Source organism: Streptomyces sp. MMBL 11-1, assembly GCF_028622875.1.
Classification (GTDB): Bacteria; Actinomycetota; Actinomycetes; order Streptomycetales; family Streptomycetaceae; genus Streptomyces.
Genome location: NZ_CP117709.1, coordinates 1,709,569 through 1,724,011, shown reverse-complemented (window position 1 = coordinate 1,724,011; position 14,443 = coordinate 1,709,569). Strand labels below are relative to the sequence as shown.

Here is a 14,443-nt window from a genome sequence, read left to right as displayed (position 1 = left end):
CTCAGAAGGACGCGCCTGTGACCTACCCGGGAGCGCCCCGACCGGACCGGCTCCGGCCCACCCCCCTCGGCGAGCTGGCAGACCGGCTAGGCGTCGAAGCGGCCGGGACCGGCGAGGTCACCGGCATCACGCACGACTCGCGGGCCGTGCGCCCGGGCGACGTGTACGCGGCCCTGCCCGGCGCCCGCTTCCACGGCGCCGACTTCGCGGCCCAGGCCGCGGGCCTCGGCGCCGCGGCCGTCCTCACCGACCCCGCGGGCGCCGAGCGCGCCGCGGCCACCGGTCTGCCGGTGCTGGTCACCGAGGACCCGCGCGCCGTGATGGGCGAGCTGGCCGCCGACATCTACGGTCGGCCCGGCATCGGCCTCCTCCAGCTCGGCATCACCGGAACCTCCGGCAAGACCACCACCGCGTACCTCGTCGAGGGCGGACTGCGCGCGGCCGGGCGCCCCACCGGGCTGATCGGCACCGTCGAGATGCGGATCGGCGACGAGCGCATCAAGTCCGAGCGCACCACCCCCGAAGCCACCGACCTCCAGGCGCTGTTCGCCGTCATGCGCGAACGCGGCGTCGAGGCCGTCGCGATGGAGGTCTCCAGCCACGCCCTGGTGCTCGGCCGGGTCGACGGCTGCGTCTTCGACGTCGCCGTCTTCAACAACCTCAGCCCGGAGCACATGGAGTTCCACTCCGGCATGGAGGACTACTTCCAGGCCAAGGCCCAGCTGTTCACCCCCGAACGCAGCCACCGCGGCGTCGTGAACTTCGACGACGAGTACGGCCGCAGGCTCCTGACCGAGTCCGGGGTGCCCGTCACCAGCTTCTCCGCCGAGGGCCACCCGGACGCCGACTGGCACGCCGAGGACGTCGAGGTCGGACCGCACGACAGCACCTTCACCGCCGTCGGCCCGAAGGGCGAGCGGATCACCGCCCGCGCCCCGCTGCCCGGCCCGTTCAACGTCGCCAACACCCTCGCCGCGATCGTCACGCTGGCCGTCGCGGGCGTCGACCCGCAGACCGCCGCCGACGGCATCGCGGCCGTCCCCGGGGTCCCCGGCCGGCTGGAGCGGGTGGACGCCGGACAGCCCTACCTCGCCGTCGTCGACTACGCGCACAAGACCGACGCCGTCGAGTCCGTACTGCGCTCCCTGCGCAAGGTCACCGAGGGCAAGGTGCACATCGTCCTCGGCTGCGGCGGCGACCGCGACACCACCAAGCGCGGCCCGATGGGCGCGGCAGCCGCCCGGCTCGCCGACACCGCCGTGCTGACCTCCGACAACCCCCGCTCCGAGGACCCCCTCGCGATCCTCGCCGCGATGCTCTCCGGAGCCGCCGAGGTGCCCGTCCACGAGCGCGGCGACGTGCTGGTCGACGCCGACCGAGCTTCGGCCATCGCCGCCGCCGTCGCCCGCGCGGAGGCGGGCGACACCGTCCTCGTCGCGGGCAAGGGGCACGAACAGGGCCAGGACATCCACGGGGTGGTACGCGCCTTCGACGACCGCAAGGTCCTGCACGCAGCCATCGAGCGGTCCCTGGCGCGTCCCGGCGCCGCGGACCGTGCCCCTCACCTCGAGAACAACAGTCAGGGATGACCAAGTGATCACCCTTTCCCTCGCCGAGATCGCCGAAATCGTCGGCGGGCAGTCGTACGACATACCGGATCCGGCAGTCACCGTGACCGGACCCGTCGTCATCGACTCCCGCGAGGTCGCCCCCGGCAGCCTGTTCGCCGCGTTCGCCGGCGAACGGGTCGACGGCCACGACTACGCCCAGCGCGCCGTCGAGGCAGGCGCGGCAGCCGTGCTGGCGGCCCGCCCCGTCGGCGTTCCAGCGATCGTCGTGGACGATGTCGTCGGCGCCCTCGGAGCCCTCGCCCGTGCCGTCGTCGAACGCCTCGGCACCACCGTCGTCGGCCTCACCGGATCCGCCGGCAAGACGTCCACCAAGGACCTGATCGCGCAGCTCCTCCAGCGCAAGGGCCCGACCGTCTGGACGCCCGGCTCCCTCAACAACGAGATCGGCCTGCCGGTCACGGCGCTGACCGCCACCGCCGAGACCGAGCACCTGGTCCTGGAGATGGGGGCCCGCGGCGTCGGCCACATCCACTATCTGGCCAACCTCACACCGCCCCGCATCGGCCTGGTCCTCAACGTCGGCTCCGCCCACCTCGGCGAGTTCGGCAGCCGGGAGGCCATCGCCCAGGCCAAGGGCGAGCTGGTCGAGGTCCTGCCCGAGGACGGCTGCGCCGTGCTCAACGCGGACGACCCGCTCGTCCGCGCCATGGCCTCGCGCACCCGGGCACGCGTCCTGCTCTTCGGAGAAGCCCCGGAAGCGGACGTACGGGGCGAGAAGGTCAGGATGACCGCCGACGGGCGGCCCGCCTTCGAGCTCCACACACCCACCGGGTGCAGCGACGTGACCATGCGCCTGTACGGTGAGCACCACGTGTCGAACGCGCTCGCCGCGGCCGCCGTCGCCCATGAGTTGGGCATGTCCGTGACCGAGATCGCCGAGGCGCTCTCGGAGGCGGGCACCCTCTCCCGCTGGCGCATGGAGGTCACCGAGCGTCCGGACGGTGTGACGATCGTCAACGACGCCTACAACGCGAACCCCGAATCCATGAGAGCCGCACTGCGTGCGCTGGCTGCCATGGGCCAGGCCCGAGGGGCCGACGGGGGACGCACCTGGGCGGTGCTCGGTCAGATGGCCGAGCTCGGTGACGCGTCGCTCGCCGAGCACGACGCGGTCGGACGGCTCGCCGTCCGGCTCAACGTCAGCAAGCTCGTCGCTGTCGGGGGGAGAGAAGCCTCCTGGCTGCAACTGGGCGCATATAACGAGGGTTCGTGGGGTGAGGAGTCGGTGCACGTGTCCGACGCACAGGCGGCCGTCGACCTGTTGCGCAGTGAACTGCGCCCGGGAGACGTCGTGCTGGTGAAGGCGTCCCGGTCGGTCGGCCTGGAGAAGGTCGCCCAGGCACTGCTGGAGAACTCGACCGAGGGCGAGGTCGCCGGCCGATGAGGCAGATCCTCTTCGCGGGGGCCATCGGGCTCTTCCTGACCCTGGTCGGTACTCCGCTGCTGATCAAGCTGCTGGCCCGCAAGGGATACGGGCAGTTCATCCGGGACGACGGCCCGCGCACCCACGGCAGCAAGAAGGGCACGCCCACGATGGGCGGCATCGCCTTCATCCTGGCGACGGTCATCGCGTACCTCCTCGCGAAGGTCCTCACGGGAGAGGACATCCGCTACTCCGGCGTCCTCGTGCTGTTCCTCATGACCGGCATGGGGCTCGTCGGGTTCCTCGACGACTACATCAAGATCGTCAAGCAGCGTTCGCTCGGTCTGCGGGCCAAGGCGAAGATGGCGGGACAGCTGATCGTCGGCATCGCCTTCGCGGTGCTCTCGCTCCAGTTCCCCAACTCAGCGGGCAGCACCCCGGCCTCCGACCGGCTCTCCTTCGTGGAGGACTTCGGCTGGTCGATCGGCCCGGTGCTCTTCTGCGTCTGGGCGCTGTTCATGATCCTCGCCATGTCCAACGGCGTGAACCTCACCGACGGCCTCGACGGACTGGCCACCGGCGCCTCCGTGATGGTCTTCGGCGCCTACACCTTCATCGGCCTCTGGCAGTTCCAGGAGTCCTGCGCCAACGCGGACAAGCTGACCAACCCCAGTGCCTGCTTCGAAGTACGCGACCCGCTCGACCTCGCCGTCGTCGCCGCCGCCCTGATGGGCGCCTGCTTCGGCTTCCTGTGGTGGAACACCTCGCCCGCCAAGATCTTCATGGGCGACACCGGCTCGCTCGCCCTCGGCGGCGCGATCGCGGGCCTCGCGATCCTCTCCCGCACCGAGCTCCTGATGGCCGTCCTCGGCGGCCTGTTCGTGATGATCACCATGTCCGTGGTCATCCAGGTCGGTTCGTTCAAGATGACCGGCAAGCGGGTCTTCCGGATGGCGCCGCTCCAGCACCACTTCGAACTCAAGGGGTGGTCCGAAGTCCTGGTCGTGGTCCGCTTCTGGATCATCCAGGGCATGTGCGTGATCGTCGGCCTCGGCCTCTTCTACGCGGGATGGGCAGCCAAGAAGTGAGCAGCACCGTGGACTGGCAGGGCAAGCATGTCACCGTCGCGGGGCTCGGCGTCAGCGGCATTCCCGCGGCCCGCGCCCTGCACGAGCGCGGTGCGCTCGTCACCGTCGTCAACGACGGCGACGACGAACGCGCCCGCGCGCAGGCGGCCGGACTGGAGGCGCTCGGCATCACCGTGCGCCTCGGCGACGGCGCGACGCTGCCGCCGTCCACGGAACTCGTCGTCACCGCCCCCGGCTGGCAGCCGGACAAGCCGCTCTTCCTGGCTGCCGCTGAGGCGGGCGTCCCGGTCTGGGGCGACGTCGAACTGGCCTGGCGACTGCGCGGAACGAACGGCCGGAAGGCCGCTCCCTGGCTCGCGGTCACCGGCACCAACGGCAAGACCACGACCGTACGGATGCTGGCGTCGATCCTTGAGGCGGCGGGCCTGCGCACCGCCGCCGTCGGCAACATCGGCGTATCGCTGCTGGACGCGGTGCTCGGCGAGACCGAGTACGACGTCCTCGCCGTCGAACTCTCCAGCTACCAGCTGCACTGGGCGCCCTCCCCCCGCGCGCACTCGGCGGCCGTCCTCAACCTGGCGCCGGACCACCTCGACTGGCACGGCTCGATGGAGGCGTACGCCGCCGACAAGGGCCGTGTCTACGAGGGCAACACGGTCGCCTGCGTCTACAACGCGGCCGACCCGGCCACCGAGGACCTGGTGCGCGAGGCGGACGTCGAAGAGGGCTGCCGCGCCATCGGCTTCACCCTCGGCGCCCCCGGCCCCTCGCAGCTCGGCGTGGTGGACGGCATCCTCGTCGACCGGGCGTTCGTCGCCAACCGCCAGAAGCAGGCCCAGGAACTGGCCGAGGTCACCGACGTCGACCCGCCGGCCCCGCACAACATCGCCAACGCCCTCGCCGCCGCCGCCCTCGCCCGCGCCTTCGGCGTGGAGCCGGCCGCCGTCCGCGACGGACTGCGCGCCTTCCGGCCGGACGCCCACCGCATCGAACACATCGCGGACATCGACGAAGTCCGTTACGTGGACGACTCCAAGGCCACCAACACCCATGCCACCGAGGCCTCCCTCGCCGCCTACGACTCCATCGTCTGGATCGCGGGCGGACTGGCCAAGGGCGCCACGTTCGACGAGCTGGTCGCCGGTGCGGCGAAGCGGCTGCGCGGGGTCGTGCTGATCGGCGCCGACCGGGCGCTGATCCGCGAAGCCCTGACGCGACACGCCCCCGAAGTCCCGGTGGTCGACCTCGACCGGACCGACACTGGGGCGATGTCCGAAGCGGTCGCACGGGCGGCCGCGCTCGCCCGGCCGGGGGATACGGTACTGCTGGCCCCGGCCTGTGCCTCGATGGACATGTTCACCAACTACAACAAGCGGGGCGAGGCGTTCGCGGACGCGGTCCGCGCACGCGCCGACGAGAGCGCCTGACCGACCGGGCCTCCGCGCCCGGGGTCACGGGCCCCGGGCACGAGCAGTGGAGGGGACAGCGACAATGCCGGCCGACGAGAGATTCGCCGTACGGCGGGACCGCGCACGGGCCTCGGTACCCCGCCCCCTCGCCGCGTCGCCCGCACCCGCCGGAGTACCGCTGCCCGACGGGCTCGCCCTGCGCGGGCGCCTCGCCACCGGAGCCCGGCGTCCGGAGACGTCCCGCGGCTCCGGACGCGGCGGCACGGGGCCCCGGCCCCCGCGCACCGGGCGCGGCGGCGGACCGCGCCGGGCCTACGAGCGGGCACGGCGGGCCTGGGACCGGCCCCTGACCGCCTACTACGTGATCCTCGGCTCCAGCCTCCTGATCACCGTGCTGGGCCTGGTGATGGTCTACTCCGCCTCGATGATCAAGGCGCTGGACATCAGCAAGCCCTCGACCTACTTCTTCGGCAAGCAGTTCCTCGCCGCGGTCATCGGGGGCGCGCTGATGCTGCTCGCCGCCCGGATGCCCGTGAAGCTCCACCGTGCGCTGGCCTACCCGATACTGATGGTCACCGTCTTCCTGATGGTCCTGGTCCAGGTGCCGGGGATAGGGATGTCGGTCAACGGCAACCAGAACTGGCTCTACCTGGGCGGCCCCTTCCAGCTCCAGCCCAGCGAGTTCGGCAAGCTGGCCCTCATCCTGTGGGCGGCGGACCTGCTGGCCCGCAAGCAGGACAAGCGGTTGCTGACGCAGTGGAAGCACATGCTCGTGCCGCTCGTGCCGGTCGCCTTCATGCTGCTCGGACTGATCATGCTCGGCGGCGACATGGGAACCGCGATCATTCTCACAGCGATCCTGTTCGGTCTGCTCTGGCTGGCCGGCGCCCCCACCCGGCTGTTCGCCGCGGTGCTCGGCTTCGCCTCCGTCCTCGCGTTCCTGCTGATCAGGACCAGCCCCAACCGGATGTCCCGGCTCGCCTGCATGGGGGTGAGCGAACCCGATCCGGAGGGCGGCTGCTGGCAGGCCGCACATGGGATCTATGCTCTGGCGTCCGGCGGATGGTTCGGTTCCGGGCTGGGTGCGAGTGTGGAAAAATGGGGTCAACTCCCGGAACCCCACACCGACTTCATCTTCGCGATCACCGGTGAGGAACTGGGTCTGGCGGGGACGTTGTCGGTGCTCGCCCTGTTCGCGGCTCTAGGCTATGCGGGTATCCGCGTGGCCGGACGCACGGAGGACCCCTTCGTGAGGTTTGCCGCGGGAGGCGTGACCACGTGGATCACGGCCCAGGCCGTGATCAACATCGGTGCGGTGCTCGGTCTGTTGCCGATCGCCGGGGTTCCGCTCCCGCTGTTCTCCTACGGGGGGTCGGCCCTGCTGCCGACGATGTTCGCGGTCGGGCTGATGATCGCCTTCGCACGGGAGGACCCAGCCGCCAAGGCGGCCCTGGCCATGCGGAAGCCCGGGGTGAGATGGAAGACGATGAGACGGCGCGTCAAGAAGCGTCCGTCCGGAGAGCGGTGAATTTCGGTGCATGTCGTACTCGCCGGCGGGGGGACCGCCGGACACATCGAGCCCGCGCTTGCCCTCGCAGACGCCCTGCGCAGGCAGGACCCGACCGTGGGAATCACTGCCCTCGGCACGGAACGCGGACTGGAGACCAGACTCGTGCCCGAGCGGGGGTACGAGCTGGCGCTCATCCCGGCCGTGCCGCTGCCCCGTAAGCCCACGCCCGAACTGATCACCGTCCCGGGCCGGCTGCGCGGCACCATCAAGGCGGCCGAGCAGATCCTGGAGCGGACCAAGGCGGACTGCGTGGTCGGCTTCGGCGGCTACGTCGCCCTGCCCGGCTACCTGGCCGCCAAGCGGGCCGGTGTGCCGATCGTCGTCCACGAGGCCAACGCCCGCCCGGGCCTGGCCAACAAGATCGGCTCGCGGTACGCCCACGGGGTCGCCGTCTCCACCCCCGACAGCAAGCTGCGCGGCGCCCGCTACATCGGCATCCCGCTGCGCCGCACCATCGCGACCCTGGACCGCGCCCGGGTCCGCCCGGAGGCCCGCGCCTCCTTCGGCCTCGACCCCAACCTGCCCACGCTGCTGGTCTCCGGCGGATCGCAGGGCGCGCGCCACCTCAACGAGGTGGTCCAGCGGGTCGCGCCGCTGCTGCAGCGTTCCGGGATCCAGATCCTCCATGTGGTCGGCCCGAAGAACGAATTGCCGCGGATCGACAACATGCCCGGGATGCCGCCCTACATCCCGGTACCGTACGTGGACCGGATGGACCTCGCGTACGCCGCGGCCGACATGATGCTCTGTCGCGCGGGCGCGATGACCGTCGCCGAACTCTCCGCCGTCGGGCTCCCCGCCGCCTACGTGCCGCTGCCCATCGGCAACGGTGAACAGCGGCTCAACGCCCAGCCGGTGGTCAACGCCGGCGGCGGCCTGCTGGTGGACGACGCGGCGCTCACCCCGGAGTGGGTGCAGGGCAACGTCCTGCCGGTACTGTCGGACCCTCACCGGCTGTACGAAATGTCCCGCGCCGCTGCCGAGTTCGGCCGGCGCGACGCCGACGACCTGCTCGTCGGCATGGTGTACGAAGCGATTGCCGCGCGCCGCTAGGCGCCCGGCGCGATGCGGTGCGGACCCGGGGCGGGCGCCACGGGTCCGGCGAAGGAGCGAGCGTGGCCGGACCGACGACCGCCCAGCGCGGCGCACCCGGGCGGGCGGACACCTCCGCCCGCCCGCCGCGGACCGGCCCCGACGAGCCCCGGATCAGCCGCCGCACCCTGCTGATCCTGATCGGCGTCGCGGCCGCCCTGTTCACCGCGTTCGTGATCTGGGTGCTCTACGGCTCCTCCTGGCTCCGCGTCGAGAAGGTCGGCACGAGCGGAGTCGAGGTCCTGACCCGCGAAGAAGTGGAAGCGGTTGCCGCCACGCCGATCGGCGCCCCGCTGGTCTCCGTGGACACCGACGCCATGGAGCGGCGGTTGCGCCAGAAGTTGCCTCGTATCGACACAGTTGATGTCGTTCGGTCCTGGCCGGACGGCATCGGCCTTAAGGTGACCGAACGGAAGCCGGTCCTGCTGGTCGAGAAGGACGGTGCGTTCGTGGAAGTGGACGCCAAGGGCGTGCGCTTCGCCACCGTGGACAAGGCCCCGAAGGGCGTGCCTCTGCTGGAGCTGACTCCCGAACCGTCCGCGAGCCTGCGCCGCTTCGGTGGTGACGGTCTGTTGCGGGAAGCGGTCCGCGTCGTCGGCGACCTTCCGGCAGCTGTGGCCGAGGACACCGAGGCCGTACGGGTCACTTCGTACGACGCGATCTCCTTGCTGCTCACCCGGGATCGTGTGGTGACCTGGGGGAGCGGCGAAGACGGACCGGTGAAGGCGCGCGTCCTCACCGCACTCATGAAAGCCGCTCCCAAAGTGGGACACTTCGACATAAGCGCTCCCACCGCCCCGGCGGTATCGGCGAGTTGACGGGTATTTGTGCTGGCCAGCACCCTGGTTGGTCAGCGCTACGGGTGATCACATAGGGTGAAAAGAAAAACGGGAGGTTCGGCGTGTTCGTTGAACGTGCGCCACTTGTCGACTTAGTGTCCTGTTCGGAAGAGTCCAGGAAGCAGGCACACCGGTAACCCTAAACTTCAACGTTAGGGTTTGGGTCGGCGTTCGGACCGTCCCCATCGACATCAGTCGTCGCCGCGGAGCTACCGCGGAGCGACGACACGTAACTCGAGGCGAGAGGCCTTCGACGTGGCAGCACCGCAGAACTACCTCGCAGTCATCAAGGTCATCGGTGTCGGCGGCGGTGGTGTCAATGCCATCAACCGAATGATCGAGGTCGGTCTCAAGGGCGTCGAGTTCATCGCGATCAACACGGACGCACAAGCCCTGTTGATGAGCGACGCCGACGTCAAGCTCGACGTCGGCCGTGAACTCACCCGAGGCCTCGGCGCCGGGGCGAACCCGGCCGTCGGTCGTAAGGCGGCAGAGGACCACCGTGAGGAGATCGAGGAGGTCCTCAAGGGGGCCGACATGGTCTTCGTCACCGCCGGAGAAGGCGGCGGCACCGGCACCGGCGGCGCACCAGTCGTCGCCAACATCGCGCGCTCGCTCGGCGCCCTCACGATCGGCGTGGTCACCCGCCCGTTCACCTTCGAGGGCCGGCGACGCGCGAACCAGGCGGAGGACGGCATCGCCGAACTCCGCGAAGAGGTCGACACCCTCATCGTCATTCCCAACGACCGCCTGCTGTCCATCTCGGACCGCCAGGTCAGCGTGCTCGACGCGTTCAAGTCGGCCGACCAGGTGCTGCTCTCGGGTGTCCAGGGCATCACCGACCTCATCACCACCCCGGGTCTGATCAACCTCGACTTCGCCGACGTCAAGTCGGTCATGTCCGAGGCCGGATCGGCGCTCATGGGCATCGGCTCGGCACGCGGCGACGACCGCGCGGTGGCGGCGGCGGAGATGGCGATCTCCTCGCCCCTCCTGGAAGCCTCCATCGACGGCGCCCGCGGTGTCCTCCTCTCCATCTCCGGCGGCAGCGACCTCGGTCTCTTCGAGATCAACGAGGCCGCCCAGCTGGTGAGCGAGGCCGCGCACCCCGAGGCCAACATCATTTTCGGCGCCGTCATCGACGACGCCCTGGGCGACGAGGTACGGGTCACCGTGATCGCGGCGGGCTTCGACGGCGGGCAGCCGCCCGCCCGCCGGGAGAACGTCCTCGGCGCGAACAGCAACAAGCGCGAGGAGCCGGCCGCCCCGGCCAGGTCCTCCGTCGAGTCCCCGCGCCCGACGGGCGGACTCGGTTCCGTGCCTCCGCGCGAGGAGAGCCCGGCTCCGGCCGAGCCCGCCCCCGCGTCGGCCTCGAGCGAGAGCGCGCTCGGGCCGGTCTCGCCGCCGCACGTCCCGCCGGCCCGTCCCTACCAGGACACCCAGGCCGAAGAGCTGGACGTTCCGGACTTCTTGAAGTGATAGCTCAGCACCGGGCGGAACCCGTCACGGGCAGCGCTCACTTCGCCTTCACCGACCGGTGGGGCGGAGTGAGCGCCGCTCCGTACGGTGAGCTCAACCTCGGCGGCGCGGTCGGCGACGACCCCGCCGCCGTCGGCGCGAACCGGGAGCGTGCGGCCGGCCGACTCGGCCTCGACCCGGCCCGCGTCGTGTGGATGAACCAGGTGCACGGCCGGGACGTCGCGGTGGTGGACGGCCCCTGGAGTGCGGACGCGGAGATTCCGGCCGTGGACGCGGTGGTGACCGCCCGGCGCGGGCTGCCGCTCGCGGTCCTCACCGCCGACTGCACCCCCGTTCTTCTCGCCGACCCGGTCGCCGGAGTCGTCGGGGCGGCGCACGCCGGGCGGCCGGGACTGGTCGCCGGAGTCGTTCCAGCGGCGGTGGAGGCCATGGTCGCGCTCGGCGCACACCCCTCCCGGATCACCGCGCACACCGGACCGGCCGTCTGCGGACGGTGTTACGAGGTGCCGGAGACGATGCGGGCCGAGGTCGCCGGGGCCGTTCCCGGTACCTGGTCCGAGACCAGCTGGGGTACCCCGGCCGTTGATGTCACCGGTGGAGTCCACGCCCAGCTCGCCGCCCTCGGTGTGGCGGACCGGCACTCCTCGCCGTACTGCACGCTGGAATCGGGCGACCATTTCTCGTACCGCCGCGACCGCACCACCGGGCGGCTCGCCGGATATGTCTGGTTGGACTGATAGGGCATGACGGACCGTAAGGCTCAACTCGCCGCGAATCTGGCACAGGTGGAGGAAAGAATCGCCTCCTCCTGCGCCGCGGCCGGTCGCAAGCGCGAGGAAGTGACCCTGATCGTGGTCACCAAGACCTACCCCGCGAGCGATGTGCGGATCCTGCGTGAACTCGGTGTGCGTCATGTCGCGGAGAATCGTGACCAGGACGCCGCCCCCAAAGCCACCGCTTGTGCGGATCTTTCGCTGACATGGCACTTTGTCGGACAACTGCAGACGAACAAGGTTCGTTCTGTGACCAGTTATGCCGATGTCGTGCAGTCGGTGGACCGCACCAAGCTGGTCACCGCCCTCTCCGCCGCCGCGGTGCGCGCCGAGCGCGAACTCGGCTGCCTGATCCAGGTCGCCCTGGACGCGGAGAGCGGCGCGCGTGGCGAGCGCGGCGGCGTCGCGCCGGACGGGGTCGAGGAGTTGGCGGCCGCGATCGGCGCGGCTCCCGGACTCCGGGTCGACGGACTGATGACCGTGGCGCCGCTGGCCGGGGAGTACGCGGGCCGGCAACGGGCCGCCTTCGACCGGCTGATGGAAATCTCATCCCGCCTGCGCGCCGGTCATCCGGCTGCGAACATGGTCTCCGCAGGTATGAGCGGGGACCTGGAGGACGCGGTGGCGGCCGGAGCGACACATGTACGCGTCGGTACGGCGGTACTCGGAGTCCGACCCCGGCTCGGGTAACGTCGCGAAGCAAGTCGGACCACAGCAGAAAATATGGTCATTACCGCTCACAGCGGTCAGACCACAGTGGATCGCGGGCACTTGGTGACGAATGCCGATCCACCACAGAGCGGAGGACTCGGAGCATGGCCGGCGCGATGCGCAAGATGGCGGTCTACCTCGGCCTCGTGGAGGACGATGGGTACGACGGCCCGGGGTTCGACCCCGACGACGAATTCGAACCTGAGCCGGAGCCCGAGCGCGACCGGCGGCGGCACCAGCCCCCGCACCAGGCGGAGCGGGAACGTGAACGCGAGCGCGAAAGGGACGAACCGGTACGAGTAGTACAGCCGCCCGCCCAGCGCGAGCCGGTCCAGCTCCCCGCGGAAAGCGTGCGACCCGCCCGGATCGCACCCGTGGCATCCATCACACCTGAACGCCCGAACATGGAGAAGAACGCACCGGTGATCATGCCCAAGGTCGTGTCCGAGCGGGAGCCGTACCGCATCACCACGCTGCACCCCAGGACCTACAACGAGGCCCGTACCATCGGGGAACACTTCCGTGAGGGCACTCCGGTGATCATGAATCTCACGGAGATGGACGACACGGACGCGAAGCGACTTGTCGACTTTGCCGCGGGGCTCGTCTTCGGTCTCCATGGCAGCATTGAACGCGTGACGCAGAAGGTGTTCCTGTTGTCGCCTGCTAACGTCGATGTCACGGCGGAGGACAAGGCCCGCATCGCAGAGGGCGGATTCTTCAACCAGAGCTGAGAACACGACACCGGGAACAACCCGGCCGAGAGGCCGGTGCCGGCCAGGAGGCCGGAGCTGACGAGAGCCAGGGGAGAGGGAACCGCGGGACATGGGCGTCGCACTGGATGTGGTCTATATCGCGCTGATGTGTTTCCTCATCGTGCTGATCTTCCGGCTGGTCATGGACTATGTCTTCCAGTTCGCACGTTCATGGCAACCCGGCAAGGCGATGGTGGTCGTACTTGAGGCCACCTACACTGTCACCGATCCACCGCTCAAGCTTCTGCGGCGGTTCATTCCGCCGCTGCGTCTCGGGGGCGTGGCACTCGACCTGTCCTTCTTCGTTCTGATGATCATCGTCTACATCCTGATCAGCGTTGTGGTCAGGTTGTGAGCGATACGGTCTTGCCGACTGCCGACGACTACGTAGAGGTGAAGAAGAGATGCCGTTGACCCCCGAGGACGTGCGGAACAAGCAGTTCACGACCGTCCGCCTCCGAGAAGGCTATGACGAGGACGAGGTCGATGCCTTTCTCGACGAGGTCGAATCGGAGCTGACCCGTCTGCTCCGTGAGAACGAGGACCTGCGCGCCAAGCTGGCCGCCGCGACGCGTGCCGCCGCGCAGAACCAGCAGCAGCAACAGCAGCAGGGTATGCGCAAGCCTCCGGAGCAGCAGGACCGCCCCGGTGCCCCCGTTCCCGCCGCCATATCAGGACCGCCGCAGCAGCAGCAGCCCCCGCAGATGGGTCCGCCCCAGCTGCCCGGTGGCGCGCCGCAGTTGCCCGCAGGTCCCAGCGGCCACGGCCCCCAGGGCGGCCACGGCCCCGGTCCGCAGGGCCCGCACGGCCCCGGCCCGATGCAGGGCGGTCCCATGGGTGGCCCGATGCAGGGTGGCCCCATGGGTCAGCACCCCCAGCAGCAGCAGATGCAGCAGATGCAGCCGCCGCAGATGCAGCAGCAGGGGCAGGGCCCCGGCGGCGACAGCGCCGCCCGTGTCCTCTCGCTCGCACAGCAGACCGCCGACCAGGCGATCGCGGAGGCCCGTTCCGAGGCCAACAAGATCGTCGGCGAGGCGCGCAGCCGTGCCGAGGGTCTGGAGCGCGACGCGCGTGCCAAGGCCGACGCGCTGGAGCGGGACGCGCAGGAGAAGCACCGCGTGGCGATGGGCTCGCTGGAGTCGGCCCGCGCGACCCTGGAGCGCAAGGTCGAGGATCTGCGTGGCTTCGAGCGCGAGTACCGCACGCGGCTGAAGTCCTACCTGGAGAGCCAGCTGCGTCAGCTGGAGACCCAGGCGGACGACTCGCTCGCCCCGCCGCGGACTCCGGCAGCCGCTTCGCTGCCGCCGTCCCCCTCGCTGGCCCCGGCCGGCGCGGGTGCGATGGGGCACTCCATGGGCGGCTCCAACCACGGTGGCCACGGCGGCCAGCAGATGGGTGGCGGCCCGTCCTCGATGGGCGGTGCGCCGTCCTACGGTGGCCAGCAGCAGATGTCGCCGGCGATGACGCAGCCGATGGCGCCGGTGCGGCCGCAGGCGCCGCAGCCGATGCAGCAGCAGGCGCCTTCGCCGATGCGTGGCTTCCTGATCGACGAGGACGACAACTGAGCGGTTCGCGCTCGCTGAGCGCGTAGCCGTCGGCAGGCAGAGGGCCGGGCCCCGGGATCTTTCCCGGGGCCCGGCCCTTTGGCGTGGGCCGGGCCCGTTGGGGTGGTGCGGATGGGGTGCGCCTGCGGCGGGCCTGTTCCCCTACCCGCCCCTTCCCGAAACCGGGGC

Annotated in this window: 13 protein-coding genes; all 13 read left to right on the top strand. The window is 70.5% G+C overall.

The window, feature by feature from the left end:
* The first annotated feature begins 17 nt into the window (after window positions 1–17).
* The 13 genes from PSQ21_RS07330 to PSQ21_RS07270 all read left to right on the top strand — a co-directional run bounded on the left by PSQ21_RS07330 (window position 18) and on the right by PSQ21_RS07270 (window position 14,275).
* Window positions 18–1,589, top strand: coding sequence for a UDP-N-acetylmuramoyl-L-alanyl-D-glutamate--2,6-diaminopimelate ligase (locus tag PSQ21_RS07330; RefSeq protein WP_274029598.1), 1,572 nt, complete (start codon window positions 18–20; stop codon window positions 1,587–1,589).
* A gap of 4 nt (window positions 1,590–1,593) precedes the next feature.
* Entirely contained in the window at window positions 1,594–3,015 is a 1,422-nt protein-coding gene (locus tag PSQ21_RS07325) for a UDP-N-acetylmuramoyl-tripeptide--D-alanyl-D-alanine ligase (RefSeq protein WP_274029597.1), read from the top strand.
* Entirely contained in the window at window positions 3,012–4,082 is a 1,071-nt protein-coding gene (gene mraY / locus PSQ21_RS07320; RefSeq protein ID WP_274029596.1) for a phospho-N-acetylmuramoyl-pentapeptide-transferase, read from the top strand. Before PSQ21_RS07325 ends, mraY begins: the two co-directional genes overlap by 4 nt.
* Window positions 4,064–5,509 (top strand): UDP-N-acetylmuramoyl-L-alanine--D-glutamate ligase, encoded by a 1,446-nt coding sequence (gene murD / locus PSQ21_RS07315; RefSeq protein WP_274029595.1) that lies wholly within the window; start codon window positions 4,064–4,066, stop codon window positions 5,507–5,509. Before mraY ends, murD begins: the two co-directional genes overlap by 19 nt.
* A 64-nt stretch (window positions 5,510–5,573) precedes the next feature.
* Window positions 5,574–7,019: a putative lipid II flippase FtsW gene (gene ftsW, locus PSQ21_RS07310; RefSeq protein WP_274029594.1), complete on the top strand. Its 1,446-nt coding sequence runs from the start codon at window positions 5,574–5,576 to the stop codon at window positions 7,017–7,019.
* 6 nt (window positions 7,020–7,025) lie between these two features.
* Window positions 7,026–8,114, top strand: coding sequence for an undecaprenyldiphospho-muramoylpentapeptide beta-N-acetylglucosaminyltransferase (gene murG / locus PSQ21_RS07305; protein ID WP_007451369.1), 1,089 nt, complete (start codon window positions 7,026–7,028; stop codon window positions 8,112–8,114).
* A 62-nt stretch (window positions 8,115–8,176) separates the two neighbouring features.
* Complete coding sequence (locus PSQ21_RS07300) at window positions 8,177–8,971, top strand: cell division protein FtsQ/DivIB (RefSeq protein WP_274029592.1); 795 nt, start codon at window positions 8,177–8,179, stop codon at window positions 8,969–8,971.
* A 276-nt stretch (window positions 8,972–9,247) separates the two neighbouring features.
* The gene (ftsZ, locus tag PSQ21_RS07295; RefSeq protein ID WP_274029590.1) at window positions 9,248–10,471 is read left to right on the top strand and encodes a cell division protein FtsZ; all 1,224 of its coding nucleotides are present in this window, start codon (window positions 9,248–9,250) and stop codon (window positions 10,469–10,471) included.
* Entirely contained in the window at window positions 10,468–11,208 is a 741-nt protein-coding gene (pgeF, locus tag PSQ21_RS07290; RefSeq protein ID WP_274029589.1) for a peptidoglycan editing factor PgeF, read from the top strand. Before ftsZ ends, pgeF begins: the two co-directional genes overlap by 4 nt.
* A gap of 6 nt (window positions 11,209–11,214) precedes the next feature.
* Entirely contained in the window at window positions 11,215–11,934 is a 720-nt protein-coding gene (locus PSQ21_RS07285) for a YggS family pyridoxal phosphate-dependent enzyme (RefSeq protein WP_274029588.1), read from the top strand.
* A gap of 125 nt (window positions 11,935–12,059) precedes the next feature.
* Window positions 12,060–12,689: a cell division protein SepF gene (locus PSQ21_RS07280; RefSeq protein WP_274029587.1), complete on the top strand. Its 630-nt coding sequence runs from the start codon at window positions 12,060–12,062 to the stop codon at window positions 12,687–12,689.
* 91 nt (window positions 12,690–12,780) lie between these two features.
* A complete protein-coding gene (locus PSQ21_RS07275) occupies window positions 12,781–13,065 on the top strand; it encodes a YggT family protein (RefSeq protein WP_006123846.1) in 285 nt (94 codons plus the stop codon).
* A 49-nt stretch (window positions 13,066–13,114) separates the two neighbouring features.
* Window positions 13,115–14,275: a DivIVA domain-containing protein gene (locus PSQ21_RS07270; protein ID WP_274029586.1), complete on the top strand. Its 1,161-nt coding sequence runs from the start codon at window positions 13,115–13,117 to the stop codon at window positions 14,273–14,275.
* The last annotated feature ends 168 nt before the right edge of the window (window positions 14,276–14,443 follow it).

Excerpts from the sequence above, each read along its gene's own strand:
- PSQ21_RS07270 (WP_274029586.1), top strand. The coding sequence starts at position 13,115 with ATGCCGTTGACCCCCGAGGACGTGCGGAACAAGCAGTTCACGACCGTC.
- mraY (WP_274029596.1), top strand. The coding sequence starts at position 3,012 with ATGAGGCAGATCCTCTTCGCGGGGGCCATCGGGCTCTTCCTGACCCTG.
- ftsW (WP_274029594.1), top strand. The coding sequence starts at position 5,574 with ATGCCGGCCGACGAGAGATTCGCCGTACGGCGGGACCGCGCACGGGCC.
- PSQ21_RS07280 (WP_274029587.1), top strand. The coding sequence starts at position 12,060 with ATGGCCGGCGCGATGCGCAAGATGGCGGTCTACCTCGGCCTCGTGGAG.
- PSQ21_RS07275 (WP_006123846.1), top strand. The coding sequence starts at position 12,781 with ATGGGCGTCGCACTGGATGTGGTCTATATCGCGCTGATGTGTTTCCTC.
- murD (WP_274029595.1), top strand. The coding sequence starts at position 4,064 with ATGGGCAGCCAAGAAGTGAGCAGCACCGTGGACTGGCAGGGCAAGCAT.
- PSQ21_RS07285 (WP_274029588.1), top strand. The coding sequence starts at position 11,215 with ATGACGGACCGTAAGGCTCAACTCGCCGCGAATCTGGCACAGGTGGAG.